General features: G+C 70.5%; 13 protein-coding genes and 2 tRNA genes. 6 read left to right on the top strand and 9 right to left on the bottom strand.

Translation table 11 applies throughout. The features are described from left to right. Position 1: 1 nt before the first annotated feature. Positions 2-373, bottom strand: coding sequence for an ArsR/SmtB family transcription factor (locus GPA04_RS14510; RefSeq protein ID WP_241680816.1), 372 nt, complete (start codon positions 371-373; stop codon positions 2-4). A gap of 144 nt (positions 374-517) precedes the next feature. Between GPA04_RS14510 and GPA04_RS14515 the strand changes: the two genes are divergently transcribed. After that, positions 518-1,378, top strand: a complete 861-nt coding sequence (locus tag GPA04_RS14515; RefSeq protein ID WP_156224890.1) for an NAD-dependent epimerase/dehydratase family protein — start codon at positions 518-520, stop codon at positions 1,376-1,378. 66 nt (positions 1,379-1,444) lie between these two features. Here GPA04_RS14515 and GPA04_RS14520 read toward each other — a convergent pair whose 3' ends face one another. Beyond that, positions 1,445-1,726, bottom strand: a complete 282-nt coding sequence (locus GPA04_RS14520; RefSeq protein ID WP_156224891.1) for a DUF2277 domain-containing protein — start codon at positions 1,724-1,726, stop codon at positions 1,445-1,447. A 53-nt stretch (positions 1,727-1,779) separates the two neighbouring features. After that, positions 1,780-3,447, bottom strand: a complete 1,668-nt coding sequence (locus GPA04_RS14525) for an ABC-F family ATP-binding cassette domain-containing protein (RefSeq protein ID WP_156224892.1) — start codon at positions 3,445-3,447, stop codon at positions 1,780-1,782. Positions 3,448-3,661: 214 nt separating this feature from the next. On the opposite strand from GPA04_RS14525, the gene GPA04_RS14530 reads away from it, so the two are divergent. The 3 genes from GPA04_RS14530 to GPA04_RS14540 all read left to right on the top strand — a co-directional run bounded on the left by GPA04_RS14530 (position 3,662) and on the right by GPA04_RS14540 (position 7,765). Beyond that, positions 3,662-5,467, top strand: coding sequence for an AAA family ATPase (locus tag GPA04_RS14530; RefSeq protein ID WP_156224893.1), 1,806 nt, complete (start codon positions 3,662-3,664; stop codon positions 5,465-5,467). 124 nt (positions 5,468-5,591) lie between these two features. After that, positions 5,592-6,908, top strand: a complete 1,317-nt coding sequence (locus GPA04_RS14535; protein ID WP_156224894.1) for an FAD-binding oxidoreductase — start codon at positions 5,592-5,594, stop codon at positions 6,906-6,908. An 11-nt stretch (positions 6,909-6,919) separates the two neighbouring features. Continuing rightward, a complete protein-coding gene (locus tag GPA04_RS14540; RefSeq protein WP_156224895.1) occupies positions 6,920-7,765 on the top strand; it encodes a sigma-70 family RNA polymerase sigma factor in 846 nt (281 codons plus the stop codon). A 138-nt stretch (positions 7,766-7,903) separates the two neighbouring features. Here the strand turns inward: GPA04_RS14540 and GPA04_RS14545 are convergent. The 6 genes from GPA04_RS14545 to gyrB form a co-directional block, all read right to left on the bottom strand. Further along, positions 7,904-7,976: transfer RNA gene (locus GPA04_RS14545), tRNA-Ala, on the bottom strand. 27 nt (positions 7,977-8,003) lie between these two features. Then, entirely contained in the window at positions 8,004-8,123 is a 120-nt protein-coding gene (locus GPA04_RS21355) for a DLW-39 family protein (RefSeq protein WP_241680817.1), read from the bottom strand. Between the two features lie 24 nt (positions 8,124-8,147). After that, positions 8,148-8,221: transfer RNA gene (locus GPA04_RS14550), tRNA-Ile, on the bottom strand. Positions 8,222-8,296: 75 nt separating this feature from the next. After that, positions 8,297-8,911: a DUF3566 domain-containing protein gene (locus GPA04_RS14555; protein ID WP_156224896.1), complete on the bottom strand. Its 615-nt coding sequence runs from the start codon at positions 8,909-8,911 to the stop codon at positions 8,297-8,299. Beyond that, positions 8,911-11,469: a DNA gyrase subunit A gene (gene gyrA, locus GPA04_RS14560; protein WP_436277916.1), complete on the bottom strand. Its 2,559-nt coding sequence runs from the start codon at positions 11,467-11,469 to the stop codon at positions 8,911-8,913. The genes GPA04_RS14555 and gyrA overlap by 1 nt, the downstream gene beginning before the upstream one ends. Before the next feature lie 93 nt (positions 11,470-11,562). Continuing rightward, complete coding sequence (gene gyrB / locus GPA04_RS14565; protein WP_156224986.1) at positions 11,563-13,587, bottom strand: DNA topoisomerase (ATP-hydrolyzing) subunit B; 2,025 nt, start codon at positions 13,585-13,587, stop codon at positions 11,563-11,565. Between the two features lie 250 nt (positions 13,588-13,837). Here gyrB and GPA04_RS14570 point away from each other — a divergent pair, with 250 nt between their 5' ends. Together GPA04_RS14570 and GPA04_RS14575 are read left to right on the top strand one after the other, a co-directional pair. Further along, on the top strand, positions 13,838-14,206 hold the full coding sequence (locus GPA04_RS14570; RefSeq protein ID WP_156224898.1) for an ArsR/SmtB family transcription factor: 369 nt from the start codon (positions 13,838-13,840) through the stop codon (positions 14,204-14,206). Between the two features lie 49 nt (positions 14,207-14,255). Further along, the gene (locus GPA04_RS14575) at positions 14,256-14,774 is read left to right on the top strand and encodes an SRPBCC family protein (RefSeq protein WP_156224899.1); all 519 of its coding nucleotides are present in this window, start codon (positions 14,256-14,258) and stop codon (positions 14,772-14,774) included. Positions 14,775-14,803: the final 29 nt, after the last annotated feature.

Raw genomic sequence — 14,803 nt, forward strand, 5'->3', positions numbered from 1 at the left:
CTCAGCCCCCGGCTCCGTGACTGTGGACGACGGCGAGCAGGCCTTCGTCCAGCAGCTCCTCGGCGCGTTGGAGAAGGGCGCCGAGGGACGTCGTCGTCAGCGAGTAGTACGTCGAGCGCCCCACGGCGCGAGGTGTGACCAGTCCGGCCTCCTTCAGCACGGCGAGGTGAGCCGACGTCGTCGACTGCGCCAGTCCCACCTGGGCGACGAGGTCGACCACCCGGCGCTCGCCGTCGGACAGGGCATGGACGATCTGGAGCCGGGCCGGCTCGGCGAGCGCGCGGAACACGGCGGCGACCGCCTCGTGGTCGTGCCGGGTGGTGATACAGCGGCTGTCGGCTCCGTCCCGCGCCTCGGTCACACTCATCGTCATACGGCGATGATATCGCTGATACGTGGTGGGTGGCCGAGAGCCAGCCGAAGGCCGGGTCACTGACGAGCCGGCCACACATGCTGCGGTCTATATTCGGGAAGCGGCCCCTCATCGGGGCGGTCCGACGCGGGGCAGGAGTGGTCGATGGCACGGGTGGTGGTGACCGGCGGAGCCGGGAAGCTCGGACGCGCGTGCGTCCGCGATCTTGTCGACCACGGATGGGACGTGGTCGTGTTCGACCGCGCCCGGCCGGCGGATCCCACGGACGGGGTGGCCTACATCCCGCTCGATCTCACCGACTACGGCCAGGTCATCGACGCGATGCTCGGGGTGGAGGAGCGCTACCACCAGGTCGACGCCCTGGTGCATCTCGCGGCCGTGCCGGCGCCCGGTATGGTCCCGGACCACCAGACGTTCGCCAACAACATGCTCAGCAGCTGGAACCTGATCAGCGCGGCCCGGCGAGCAGGCGTTCGCAACATCGTCTGGGCCTCCAGCGAGACGGTGCTCGGGCTGCCCTTCGACGTGCCGCCGCCGTACGTGCCGGTCGATGAGGAGTACCCACCCCGACCCAACTCCACGTACTCGCTGGTCAAGACGCTGGAGGAGCGGATGGCGGTCGAGCTGTGCCGCTGGGACCCCGCGCTCAAGATGATCGGCCTGCGGTTCTCCAACGTGATGGAGCCCGCCGACTACCAGCGATCCCCCGCGTTCGACGACGACGCACAGGCACGCAAGTGGAACCTGTGGGGCTACATCGACGCGCGCGACGGCGCGCAGGCGGTCCGGCTCGCGCTCGACTCGGACCTGACGGGCACCGAGGTGTTCATCGTGGCCAACGAGGACACGGTGATGACGCGCCCCAACGCGTCGCTGCTCGCCGAGGTGTTCCCCGACGTCGAGGTGCGCGGGGAGCTGGGTGAGCACCAGACGCTGCTCTCGATCGACAAGGCGCGGCGGCTGCTCGGCTTCGCACCCCAGCACAGCTGGCGCAGCGAGGTCTGACGGAGCCGCCCTCGAGCGCCTCCTCCGGACGCGCCCTCGTGGCGAGCCCGGTGCGGAGCCCCGGGATCAGGACGCGGCGGTCTCCGGGAATCGCTTGGCGTTGCGGGCGCGAGCCTTCTCACGCTCGACCTCGCGGTCCTTCGGCGGCGCCGTGGTCACGAGATCCGCCAGCAGGTGCTCGGTCGCGTGCGCGATCTCGGCCACGGCGCGGTCGAAGACCTCGCGGTTGGCCTGCGAGGGGTTGGTCGTCCCGCTGATCTTGCGGACGTACTGCAGCGCGGCATCGTGCACCTCCTGCGAGGTGGCGTGCGGCTCGAAGTTGTGGAGGGGTCGGATGTTGCGGCACATGCTCCTCAGGCTGGCACGCACCACCGACGTCGGCAAGAGCCGAGCCGCCGTCGTCACCGCTCGATGACGCGGCCGGACTCCACGACCCACTGCCGGTCGGTGCGCACCGTCGTGAGCATCCGCCGGTCGTGCGTGACCAGCAGCAGCGTGCCCTGGTAGGACTCGAGCGCCTGCTCCAGCTGCTCGATGGCCGGCAGGTCGAGGTGGTTCGTGGGCTCGTCGAGCACCAGCAGGTTGACCCCGCGCGCCTGCAGCAGGGCCAGCCCCGCCCGTGTCCGTTCCCCCGGGGACAGCTCGTCCACCGGGCGACCCACGTGATCGGCCTTCAGCCCGAACTTGGCCAGCAGCGTCCGCACGTCGGCGGGAATCATCTCCGGTGTCTGCGCGGCGAACCTCTCCACGAGCGCCTGGTTCCCGGCCAGCGACGAGCGCGCCTGGTCGATCTCGCCGACCTGCACGCTCGCTCCCAGGCTCGCGGTCCCCTCGTCCGGCCGGAGCCGCCCGAGCAGGACCCGGAGGAGCGTCGTCTTCCCGGCGCCGTTGGGTCCGGTGATCCCGATGCGCTCGCCCTCGTTGACCTGCAGCGAGAGCGGCCCGAGAGTGAACGAGCCCAGCCTGAGCAGGGCAGCGTTGAGCGTCGCGACCACCGTGCTCGAGCGGGGCGCCGCACCGATCGTGAGCTCGAGCTGCCACTCCTTGCGTGGCTCCTCGACCTCGTCGAGCCGCGCGATCCGGCTCTCCATCTGCCGCACCTTCTGCGCCTGCTTCTCGCTGGACTCCGTCGAGGCCTTGCGCCGGATCTTGTCGTTGTCCGGCGCCTTCCGCATCGCGTTGCGCACGCCCTGGCTCGACCACTCGCGCTGCGTCCGGGCCCGTGAGACGAGGTCGGCCTTCTTGTCGGCGAACTCCTCGTACTTCTCCCGCTGCTGACGGCGGAGCGTGGCTCGCTCCTCCAGATAGGCGTCGTAACCGCCGCCGTAGACGCGGTTCGAGCGCTGCGCCAGGTCGAGCTCCAGCACCCGGGTCACACAGCGCGCGAGGAACTCGCGGTCGTGACTGACCAGGACCACCCCGGCCCGCAGGCCGCGCACGAGCGCCTCGAGCCGGTCCAGCCCGTCGAAGTCGAGGTCGTTGGTCGGCTCGTCGAGCAGCACCACGTCGAACCGCGACAGCATCAGCGCCGCCAGCCCCACGCGGGCCGCCTGCCCGCCGGAGAGCGAGGTCATCAGGGTCGCTCCGACGTCCTGGCCGGCCACCTCCAGACCCAGGTCGGCGAGCGCCACCGGGATGCGCTCCTCGAGGTCGGCGGCGCCGCTCGCCAACCAGCGCTCGAGCGCAGCGGAGTAGCGATCGGCCGGATCGACGCCACTCGGCCCGCTCTCGGGTGGCTCTCCGAGCGCGGTGGCCGCAGCATCCATGTCCGCGGTCGCCTGCGCGCAGCCAGTACGGCGGGCGATGTAGCCGGTCACGGTCTCACCCGGGATGCGCTCGTGCTCCTGCGGCAGCCATCCGACGAACGCGTCGGCGGGGGAGAGGACGACCGTGCCCTCCTGCGGTACGTCCACCCCGGCGAGCAGGCGCAAGAGAGTGGACTTGCCGGCACCGTTGGCGCCGACGACACCCACGACGTCACCCGGAGCGACCGTCAGGTCGACGCCGTCGAAGAGCGTGCGGTGGCCGTACCCGCCTGCCAGGCCCTGGACCAGGAGAGTTGCGGCCATCACGTGATCCTCCCATCGGCGGGCGAGCCCGGCTGACGGTGCCTCGGTCCCCGGCCCGCGCTCGCGAGCGGAGCGCCGAGCCGATGCCCGACGGCGGTGCCCTCGCGGGTGGGGAGTACTCACCACCGACCTGGGCCGCCGGGCGGCCCACTGCTGCCACGATGGACCCCGGTGCGCGCGCGGCGTGCGCCCTGCCGGAGCCAAGGGAGTTGCTGTGACCTTCGAGCCACCACGCGCTGTTGCGACCATCCGCGCCGACGGGAACGCCGAGATCGTCATCGACGGCGTCGCGCAGCGTGTGCTCGCGACCACGCTCGAGCAGACGCGCTCCGACGTCGTCGCGCACGTCGCGTCGCGGGCACGAGCCGAGGGCAGGCCGATCCAGGTCGACGTCTACGACCCCGAGGGCCGCTTCCTCCTCACCGTGAATCCCGACGGCTCGCTCGGCGAGATGACCAGCAACGACCTGCCCGAAGACACCATCCCGCCCGCGCAGCTGCAGAAGCCGATCGACATCCCGCCGGCGCTCGACGACACGGTGACCGCCTGGGGCCCGCGGGGGCCGAAGCCGGCCGCGGCCGAGGCCCAGCAGCAGCCGACAGCGGGACCGCCGGTGCCGTCCCCGCTGCAGACGCCGCCACCACCGGCAGCGGCGTCCGCACCGCAGCCCTCGGCACCACCGCAGCCGTCACCGCACGCCGTCCCGCAGACGTCCGCGCCGCGGGAGCAGCCCGCAGATCCGGCCGCCGTCGCGTCGTGGATGAGGTCGGCGGCGAGCGATCCGCAGGCGCTCCCGGCCCACCAGCAGCGACCGGGACCGGCCCAGCAGGCGCCCGTCGAGCAGACCCACCAGGGGAGGGCCCAGCAGGCAGCACCTCAGCAGGCAGCAACCCAGCAGGCGCACGTGCAGCAGGTCCCAGTGCCCGCGATGCAGCAGCCCTCGGCCGCCTCACCGTGGACGCCGGGCTCGCCGTCGGGCCAGCAGAACCCGGGACAGCACCAGACGCCTCCGCCCGGGTGGACGCAGGACCAGGGTGGGGCGCCCGCCCAGCCAGGCTCCGCCGTCGGGCCGTTCGGCCCCGAGACGCCGGTGACCCGCCGGCAGCTGCGGGAGTCCTTCCTCAAGACCGAGCAGCCCGAAGCGCCGGCGACCAAGGGATTCCGCGGCGTGCTGGCGCGGGTCGGGGTGCGGACCCAGCCGTCGGCGGCCGAGCGCTCCGAGCGCGACGACATCCACGCGGTCTCCCAGCACTGGCCGGGGGTGCGGACGATCGCCGTCGTCAACGGCAAGGGCGGCGCGAGCAAGACCCCGACCACGGCCCTGCTCGCGGCGACGTTCGCCCGGTACTCCGGTGCGGCCACGATCGCTTGGGACAACAACGAGACCCGCGGCACCCTCGGCTGGCGCACCGAGCAGGGCAAGCACGAGTCGACCGTGCTCGACCTGATCCCGCGGGCCGCCGAGCTGCTCGAACCGAGCGCCCGCGCCGGTGACATCAGCCACTACGTGCATCACCAGGCTGCTGACAAGTACGACGTGCTGCGCTCCAACCCCAACCTGCTGAGCTCGGAGCAGCGCATCAGCGGTGACGACGTGGACTCGATCCACGACGTGCTCGGCCGCTACTACCGGCTGATCTTCGTGGACTCCGGCAACGACGAGTCCGCCGGCCACTGGCTGCGCATGATCGACAAGGCCGACCAGCTGGTGGTGCCGACCATCGCCAAGCCCGAGCACGCCGAGGCCGGTGCGCTGCTGCTCGAGGCGTTGACCAAGCGCGGTGGGCGGTCCGCCGAGCTCGCCCAGCGCGCCGTGGTGATCGTGTCGCAGGCGCGTGAGAAGGACTCCAACCCTTCCGCCGCCGACATCGCACGCGGCTTCGAGGGATGGGTCTCCAGCGCGGTCACCATCCCCTACGACCGGGCCATGGTCGAGAACGTGCTGCGGTTCGACGCCCTGGGCTCGGCGACCCAGCGGGCGTGGCTGCGCGCGGCGGCCGCCGTCGCGCGGCAGCTGTAGCGGACCGGCGACCAGGCGGTCGCCCGGTCACGGCAGCGACGCGCTCGCCGATCGGTCACATTCTCGCCGCGCCCGACGTCTTCCTCATGACCCGCCATTCGGGCGGGATTCGGAAGGAGACCTCATGCTCAGCACGCTCGAGCAGCAGCTCGACGGATTCACGGGCCCGATCATCACCCCGGACTCGCCCGACTACGACGCCGCCGCCCGCACCCCGCTGGCCTCGAGCAGCCCGGCGCTCGTGCTGCGCCCGCGCGACGTGGCCGACGCGCAGCGAGCCGTTCGCGCCGCTGCCGCATCCGGTCTGCCGGTGGCCGTGCGCGGCGGCGGGCACTCGTTCGCCGCTCTCGGGACGGTGGACGACGGGGTGGTCATCGACCTGGGCGCCCTCAGCTCGGTCGAGGTGCTCGACGGCGGTCGTGTGCGTGTCGGTGGCGGCGCCACCTGGGGTGAGGTCGTCAGGGCGCTCGCGCCGCACGGCCTCGCGATCTCCTCGGGTGACACGGCATCGGTCGGTGTGGGTGGTCTGACGCTCTCGGGCGGGATCGGCTGGATGGTGCGGGCGCACGGGCTGACGCTCGATCGTCTGGTCGCGGCGGAGGTGGTGACCGCGGCCGGCGAGGTCCTCACGGCGTCCAGCACCAGCCACCCCGACCTCTTCTGGGCGCTGCGCGGCGGCGGCGGTGGCGTGGGGGTCGTGACCGCGTTCGAGCTCCAGGCCGCAGAGCTGACCACGGTCACGTTCGGCACGTTGACGTTCCCCGCCGCCGAGGCTGCCCAGGTGGTGGGCGGGTGGGCGGCACACCTGCGGACGGCACCGCGCGAGCTGACCTCCGCCGTCAGGCTCGCGAACCCGTTCGCAGGCGGGCCGGACGCTCCGGTCGAGGTCACGGTGTGTGCGATCGGGGAGGACGCCGCTTCCCTCGTCGCGCCGCTGCGCGGCCTCGGGACGCTGCAGAGCGACACCGTCGCGGTGCAGGCGTACGGTGACATCCTCGAGGAAGGTCATGTGCTGCCGGCGGGACTTCGGCTCGCCGTGCGGAACGGGCTCGTACCGCCGGAGTCCGCCGACGCCGCGGTGGCCGAGGTGGTGGCGATCGCCGCTGAGCCGCAGCCGACCGCCATCGTGCTCAACAGTCTCGGCGGCGCCCTGGCCGACGTCGGAGCCGACGAGACCGCGTTCGCACACCGCCGCGCCGAGCTGATGCTGAGCACCTTCGCGGGCGGCCCGGCCCCGGCGTTCGACGGGATCCTCGCCGGCGTCGAGAGCGTCTGGGCCAGGCTTACGCCGCACGTCGACGGCGCCTACGCCAACTTCCTCGACGGAAGCTCACCCGAGGTGCAGGCGAGCGCCCGTCCTGAAGCAACCCGCCGCCGACTGGAGCAGGTCCGGGCCTCGTACGACCCGGCGGCGCTGTTCGCGAGGAGGAGCGCCAACTAGTGTCGTCGATGATGACCGGCAGCGCAGCGGGTGAGGGTCTCGCCGTCCAGTTCGACCGGCACCGCGCCTACCTGGCGACGGTGGCCTACCGGATGCTCGGCTCGCACGCGGACGCCGAGGACGCGGTGCAGGAGGCGTGGCTGCGGCTCGCGCGGACTGACGTGTCCGACGTCGAGGACCTGCGGGCCTGGCTGACGCGTGTGGTCAGCCGGATAAGCCTGGACCAGCTCCGCGCCCGGAGCCGGCGTCCCGAGGACCCGCTCGAGGCTCTTCCCGACGTGGAGGCGCCGGCCCCCGGACCGGCGTCGCGCGCCGAGACCGCCGAACGCGTCAGCTACGCCCTGATGATCGTCCTCGACCAGCTCGAGCCCGACGAGCGGCTCGCGTACGTGCTGCACGACGTGTTCGGCCTGCCGTTCCGAGAGGTCGCGGGCGTGGTCGATCGAACACCGGCGGCCGCGCGCAAGCTCGCGAGCCGGGCTCGGGAGCGGCTGCGTGGGGGCGGTCGGACCTCCCGTGGTGACGCGACCCGCCGGCAGCAGCGCGCCGTGGTGGATGCCTTCCTCGAGGCGGCGGGCGCCGGAAACCTCGAGGCGCTGATCGGGGTGCTGCACCCGGAGGTGGAGTTCCGCATCGACGAGGGCCCCTCGGGCATCCGGATCGTGCGCGGCGCGCCGCAGGTCGCGAACGGCGCCACGCGGTTCCGCCAGGGCGCGACCCGATACGCGTTCGAGGTCGTGGATCTTGGGGACCAGCTCGGCGTGCTCAGCTCGCAGAACGGCGAGCCGTCGTCGCTGCTGCTCATCACGAGCGAGGGCGATCGCATCGTCGCGATGGAGGCCCGGCTGCTCCGGTAGGTCCGGCCTGGTCCGGAGCAGCGGGCAGAACTCGTCGCTGGTCGCGGACGTGAACGCTCACATCGGGGACTCGCCACGATGAGCGACCAATTCGTCCCGCACAGGCGGTCGGGCTGGCGCTCGAGCTGAGCTGATGGGTGGAGCCAGGGGGACTCGAACCCCCAACCCCCTGCTTGCAAAGCAGGTGCGCTACCAATTGCGCCATGGCCCCTGGATGAAGTTGTCGCGACCTGGACGCTCAGGAGAGCGGGTCGGTGACCTCGGTCCACACGTCGCGCTGCTCGCGCTGGTCCTCCCACGCACGCCAGATCACTGCCGCCGCGGCAACCAGGAGCCCGGTGATCACGAGCTTCTTCATGTCACACTCCTCCGGCGCGGGTCGTGGGCCTAGCTGGACTCGAACCAGCGACCTCTTCCTTATCAGGGAAGCGCTCTAACCGTCTGAGCTATAGGCCCGCACAAGCAAGGCACCCGACGAGCGGGCGCCGCACGAGGGTACCTCAGCCCCCTCGTTCCACCCAAACCGATGCGTCAGTCGTCGGTCAGGGTGAGGTGCAGGCCGCCGACCATCGCGGCGACCAGGTTGTAGACGAACGCGCCGAGCGTGGCCAGCGCGGTCAGCAGCACGATGTCGACGACCGCCACCACGGTCGCGACCGACAGCACCCGCGAGAACTCCAGGTACGCCAGCAGCGGCCCGAACTGGTTCATCGCCTCGGCCTGCTCGATGACGCTCTGGATCTCCGCGAACACCTCCATCTGGTTGAGCACGGTCCACACGGTGGCCGTGGCCACCACGAGGCCGATGCCCAGCGCGATCGAGAGCAGGAAGGAGAGCTTCATCACCGACCACGGGTCCACGCGGGACACCGCGAGCCGCACCCGGCGCGGGCCCGGAGGCTTGGCCTTCGGGGCCGGCTTCTCGCGGCCCCCGGAGCCGCCGTCGTTCGACGCGGGCCGCTCGGTGGTAGGCCTGTCGGCCTCCCGGCCCGAGGTGCCCGCCCCGCCGCCGTTGCGGGCCGCCGCCGTCGACACACGCGCCGGCGGGTTGCTCCCGCTGCCGCCAGGTCGCGCCGGTGGGACGCTCGGCGGAACGGCCGGGGGCAGCCCGCCCGAGCCGCCCGAGGTCACGGTCTTCTCGCTCATCAGCGTCCTTCCGGCTTGCTCTGCTCGGTCGACGGTACGCCATCGTTCTCCGGATCGGCCATCTCAGCCGTCTCCGAGGAGGGTCCCGACGGCGGAGCCTCACCCTCGGCGGGCATCTCACCCTCGCCCTCGACGCCCTCGGCCACCACGGGCACGGACTCGATGTTCCGCGCGATCGCGATGATCCGGTCGCCGTCGTCGGGCTTGGCGAACGTCACACCCTGGGTGGTGCGCCCGGTGAGGTTCACCCCGCTCACGGCGGAGCGCACGATCTTGCCGCGCTCCATGATGACGAGCACCTCGTCGCTCTCCTGCGTGATCAACGCCCCGACCAGGTCGCCGCGAGCCTCCACCAGGTTCGCCACCTTGATGCCGAGGCCACCGCGGCCCTGCACCCGGTACTCGCTCACCTTGGTGCGCTTGGCGAAGCCGCCCTCGGTGACCACGAACAGGTTGGAGCCGTCGGAGACCACGTCCATGCTCAGCAGCGCGTCGTCGTGCCGGAACTTCATCCCGGTCACGCCCGAGGTCGCGCGTCCCATCGGGCGCAGCGCCTCGTCGGTCGCGGTGAACCGCAGCGACTGACCCTTGCGCGAGACGAGCAGGAGGTCGTCGTCGGAGTCCACCAGGCGTGCGGCCACCAGCTCGTCCGGCGCGCCATCGACCTCGCGCAGGTTGATCGCGATGAGGCCGCCCGAGCGCGGCGAGTTGTACTCGCCCAGACGCGTCTTCTTCACCAGGCCGCGCGCGGTGGCGAGCACCAGGTACTCCGCCTGCTCGTAGTCGCGGATCGCCAGCACCTGGGCGATCTTCTCGTCCGGCAGGAACGCCATGAGGTTCGCGACGTGCTGGCCCTTGGCGTCACGGCCACCCTCGGGCAGCTCGTACCCCTTGGCCCGGTAGACGCGTCCGAGGTTGGTGAAGAACAGCAACCAGTGGTGCGTGGTCGTGGTGAAGAAGTGGTCCACCACGTCGTCGCCGCGCAGCTGCGCGCCGCGCACGCCCTTGCCGCCGCGACGCTGGGCCCGGTAGTTGTCCACCCGGGTCCGCTTGGCGTACCCGCCCCGGGTGATCGTGACGACCACGTCCTCCTCGGGGATGAGGTCCTCGACGCTCATGTCGCCGTCGTAGGGGAGGATCGTGGTGCGGCGCTCGTCGCCGTACTTGTCCACGATCTCCTTCAGCTCCGAGCGGATCAGCTCGCGCTGCCTGGCCGGGGACTCCAGGATCGCGTTGTACTCGGCGATCTCCCGCTCGAGCGCGTCGTGCTCGTCCTGGATCCGCTGACGCTCCAGCGCCGCCAGCCGCCGCAGCTGCATCTCCAGGATCGCGTCGGCCTGGTCGGTGTCGATGTCGAGCAGCTCCATCAACCCGGTGCGGGCCGCGTCGACCGTGGCCGACGCGCGGATCAGCGCGATCACCTCGTCGAGCGCGTCGAGCGCCTTCATCAGGCCCTTGAGGATGTGGATCCGCTTCTCGGCGCGGGCCTTCAGCCACTGCGTACGGCGGACCACGACCTCAATCTGGTGGTCCACCCAGTGCCGGATGAACGCGTCGAGGCTGAGCGTGCGCGGCACGTTGTCGACCAGCGCCAGCATGTTGGCGCTGAAGTTGTCCTGCAGCTGCGTGTGCTTGTACAGGTTGTTGAGGACGACCTTCGCGACCGCGTCGCGCTTGAGGATGATCACCAGTCGTTGACCCGACCGGCCCGAGGTCTCATCGCGGATGTCGGCGATGCCGGAGATCCGGCCGTCGCGGACCAGCTCACCGATCTTGGCGGCCAGGTTGTCCGGGTTGACCTGGTACGGCAGGTCACCCACCACCAGGCACTGCCGGCCCTGGATCTCCTCGACCTCGACGACGGCACGCATCGTGATCGAGCCCCGCCCGGTGCGGTAGGCGTCCTCGATGCCGCGGGTGCCCAGGATCAGCGCGCCGGTGGGGAAGTCCGGACCCTTGACCCGGCGCATCGCCTGGCCCAGCAGCTCCTCGGCGCTGGCGTCCGGGTTGTCCAGGAACCACCCGACGGCCTCGGCGACCTCGCGCATGTTGTGCGGCGGGATGTTGGTGGCCATGCCCACGGCGATGCCGGCGCTGCCGTTGACCAGCAGGTTCGGGAACCGGGCCGGAAGCACCTCCGGCTCCTGCGTGTGGCCGTCGTAGTTGTCACCGAAGTCGACGGTGTTCTTCTCGATGTCCCGCACCATCTCGAGCGCGAGCGGGGCCATCTTGCACTCGGTGTACCGCGGCGCCGCGGCCGGGTCGTTGCCGGGCGAGCCGAAGTTGCCCTGACCGAGCACCAGCGGGTACCGCATCGACCACGGCTGGACCAGCCGCACCAACGCGTCGTAGATCGCGGAGTCACCGTGCGGGTGGTAGTGACCCATCACGTCGCCGACCACGCGTGCGCACTTGGAGAACGAGGAGTCGGGGCGGTAGCCGCCGTCATACATCGCGTAGAGGATGCGCCGGTGCACCGGCTTCAAGCCGTCGCGGATGTCGGGCAGCGCGCGCCCCACGATCACGCTCATCGCGTAGTCGAGGTAGCTGCGCTGCATCTCCAGCCGCAGGTCGACCTGCTCGACCCGGCCGCCTGCGGGCACCGGAATCTCGGTCGTGATGTCGTCGTCGCTCAACTGCTGTCCCTCGGCCTAGATGTCCAGGAAGCGCACGTCGCGTGCGTTCCGCTGGATGAATGTGCGGCGCTGCTCGACGTCCTCGCCCATGAGGATCGAGAACATCTCGTCGGCTGCTTCCGCGTCATCGATGGTGACCTGCTTCAGCGTGCGCGTCTCCGGGTCCATCGTGGTCTCCCACAGCTCGCGGAAGTCCATCTCACCGAGACCCTTGTAGCGCTGGATACCGCCGCCATCCTTCTGCAGCCGCCAGCCGCGGGAGCGTCCTTCAGCGACCATCGCGTCACGCTCACGGTCGGAGTAGACGTACTGGTGCGGAGCGTTCGCCCACTTCAGCTTGAACAGGGGGGGCATCGCCAGGTAGACGTGACCGAACTTGATGAGATCCGTCATGTAGCGGAACAGCACGGTCAGCAGCAGCGTGCAGATGTGCTGGCCGTCGACATCGGCATCGGCCATCAGCACGATCTTGTGATAGCGGAGCTTGCTGATGTCGAAGTCTTCACCGATGCCGGTGCCGAAGGCCGTGATCAGGGCCTGCACCTCGTTGTTCGAGAGCGCCTTGTCCAGGCGCACGCGCTCGACGTTGAGGATCTTGCCTCGGATCGGCAGGATCGCCTGGGTCTCGGGGTTGCGTCCCTGCACCGCGGAACCACCCGCCGAGTCACCCTCGACGATGAAGACCTCGCTGACCGAGGCGTCACGGCTCGAGCAGTCGCGCAGCTTGCCCGGCATGCCGCCGCTCTCGAGAACACCCTTGCGCCGGGTCGCCTCGCGGGCCTTGCGGGCGGCCATCCGCGCGGCCGCGGCCTGCACGGACTTGCGGACCACGTCCCTGGCCTCGGCGGGGTGCGACTCCAGCCAGTTGCCGAGCTCGTCGTTGACGATCTTCTGCGTGAAGGATCGCGCCTCGGTGTTGCCGAGCTTGGTCTTGGTCTGACCCTCGAACTGCGGCTCGCCCAGCTTGATGGAGATGACGGCGGTCAATCCTTCACGGATGTCCTCACCGGTGAGGTTGTCATCCTTCTCCTTCAGCAAACCCTTCTCCCGCGCGTAGCGGTTGATCAGGCCCGTCAACGCGGAGCGGAAGCCCTCCTCGTGGGTGCCGCCCTCCGTCGTCGAGATGGTGTTGGCGTAGGTGTGCACCGACTCCGAGTAGGCGTTGGTCCACTGCATCGCGATCTCGAGCGCGATCTTGCGATCGGTGTCCTCGGAGGCGAAGTCGATGACGTCCGGGTGCACCGGGTCGATCTTCTTGGCCGAGTTCAGGTGGTTCACGTAGTCGACCAGGCCGCCGTCGTAGCGGTAGGTGACCTTGCGCGCGTGCTCCAGGCCGTCCGAACCAGGTCCGGCGACGACATCCTCGACATCCGCACCGCGCTGGTCGTCGAGCGTGATCGTCAGACCCTTGTTGAGGAACGCGTACTGCTGGAACCGGGCCCGCAGCGTCTCGAAGTCGTAGTCCGTGGTCTCGAAGATGCTGTCGTCGGCCCAGAAGGTCTGGGTGGTGCCGGTGACGTCGGTCGGCTCGCCCTGGATCAGCTCGGTCGCGGGGTGACCGCCATCGGTGAACGTCATCGACCAGTGGTGGCCGTCGCGCCTGACCTCGGAGACCATCTTGCTGGAGAGCGCGTTCACGACGGACATGCCGACACCGTGCAGGCCACCGGAGACCGCGTATCCGCCGCCGCCGAACTTGCCGCCGGCGTGCAGCACGGTCATCACGACCTCGAGCGTGGGCCTGCCCTCGGTCGGGTGGATCGCCACCGGGATGCCACGGCCGTTGTCGGAGACCCGCACGCCGCCATCGGCGAGCAGCTCGACCACGATCGTGTCGCAGTGGCCGGCCAACGCCTCGTCGACCGAGTTGTCGACGATCTCGTAGACCAGGTGGTGCAGGCCTCGCTCGCCGGTGGATCCGATGTACATGCCGGGCCGCTTGCGAACGGCCTCGAGGCCCTCCAGAACGGTGATGTTGCCCGCGTCGTAGCTGCTTCCCGCGGAGGGAGGGGTTGCTGGCGTCTCGGTCTGATCCACCACGGTCTGGTCTGCCACTCGTCGGGCTCCTCGTCCTCGTTGTCACGGGGCCGAACACCCGCGTGGACACGCCGCTTCGGACTTACCGGCGTGCGCCACCTGCCGGCACCTTCTCGGTGGGATGGCAGGTCCTGCGATTCTATCGTGATCTGGCCGATACGCCCAATCATCCACAGGCTTTTCCACAGGGTGTTGCACAGCGGGCCCGCACCGATGTGTTGACTATTGGTAACCGATCGGATACCAATAGTGCATGGACGCGTTCTCGGCTCTGGCGGACCCGATCCGTCGTGACCTGCTGGTCCGGTTGGCGGCAGGTCCGGCGCGTGTCGTGGACCTCGCCGGGCACCACGCCGTGAGCCGGCCGGCGATCAGCAAGCACCTGAGGCTGCTCACCCTCGCGGGCCTGACCACGGCGGAGGATCGCGGCCGTGAGCGCCACTACCGGCTCGACCGCGCCGGGCTGACGCCGATCCAGGAGCTGCTCGCCGCGCTCGCTCCGGCGCCGCCCTTCACCGAACGTGATCTCGACGGCCTGGAGCTCGAGGTCCGACGAACCGGACGGGACCGCCGCGCCACCGAGGCCGACGCCGCCGCCACGATCGCCGAGGAGACCGCATGAGACCTCCACGGCTTCTTCCACCCGACTCGTACCAACGAAAGGCAGCTGTATGACCACCACCACCGTCACCGGTCGCAAGGAGACCCGGCAGGGACTCGACCACCTGGTCCTCACGCGCACCTTCACGGCGCCTGTCGCCGACGTCTGGGCAGCGATCACCGAGCCGGAGCGACTGGCACGCTGGATCGGGAGCTGGAGCGGCGACCCGGCCGAGGGCCGGGTGACGTTCCAGATGCTCTACGAGGGCGATGAGATGCCCGCCGAGGACTTCGTGATCGACGAGTGCACACCGCCGTCGAGGCTGCTGATCACCACCACCTCGCCCCACGAGGACGGCACGCCCATGACCTGGCAGCTCGGGCTCGAGCTTGCCGAGACCGATGGCATCACCACGTTGCAGTTCTCCCAGTCGGTGCCCGACCCGAGCATGGCCGAGGGTGTCGGGCCCGGATGGGAGTACTACCTCGACCGCATGGTGGCGGCGGAGACCGGCGCCGACGTCGCCACGATCCAGTTCGAGGACTACTACCCGGCGCTGTCCCAGCAGTACCGCGAGATCTTCGAGTGACCGCCGCTCCTCCCGCCCCGGGTGCTGAC

The sequence above is a fragment of the Pseudactinotalea suaedae genome (assembly GCF_009733815.1).
Classification (GTDB): domain Bacteria; phylum Actinomycetota; class Actinomycetes; order Actinomycetales; family Beutenbergiaceae; genus Pseudactinotalea; species Pseudactinotalea suaedae.

Bases quoted from the DNA above. Each gene is read 5' to 3' on its own strand.
- GPA04_RS14515 (WP_156224890.1), top strand. From the start codon at position 518: ATGGCACGGGTGGTGGTGACCGGCGGAGCCGGGAAGCTCGGACGCGCG.
- GPA04_RS14510 (WP_241680816.1), bottom strand. From the start codon at position 373: ATGACGATGAGTGTGACCGAGGCGCGGGACGGAGCCGACAGCCGCTGT.
- GPA04_RS14570 (WP_156224898.1), top strand. From the start codon at position 13,838: ATGGACGCGTTCTCGGCTCTGGCGGACCCGATCCGTCGTGACCTGCTG.
- GPA04_RS14555 (WP_156224896.1), bottom strand. From the start codon at position 8,911: ATGAGCGAGAAGACCGTGACCTCGGGCGGCTCGGGCGGGCTGCCCCCG.
- GPA04_RS14525 (WP_156224892.1), bottom strand. From the start codon at position 3,447: ATGGCCGCAACTCTCCTGGTCCAGGGCCTGGCAGGCGGGTACGGCCAC.
- GPA04_RS14520 (WP_156224891.1), bottom strand. From the start codon at position 1,726: ATGTGCCGCAACATCCGACCCCTCCACAACTTCGAGCCGCACGCCACC.
- GPA04_RS14540 (WP_156224895.1), top strand. From the start codon at position 6,920: ATGACCGGCAGCGCAGCGGGTGAGGGTCTCGCCGTCCAGTTCGACCGG.
- GPA04_RS14575 (WP_156224899.1), top strand. From the start codon at position 14,256: ATGACCACCACCACCGTCACCGGTCGCAAGGAGACCCGGCAGGGACTC.
- gyrA (WP_436277916.1), bottom strand. From the start codon at position 11,469: ATGCAGCGCAGCTACCTCGACTACGCGATGAGCGTGATCGTGGGGCGC.
- GPA04_RS21355 (WP_241680817.1), bottom strand. From the start codon at position 8,123: ATGAAGAAGCTCGTGATCACCGGGCTCCTGGTTGCCGCGGCGGCAGTG.
- GPA04_RS14535 (WP_156224894.1), top strand. From the start codon at position 5,592: ATGCTCAGCACGCTCGAGCAGCAGCTCGACGGATTCACGGGCCCGATC.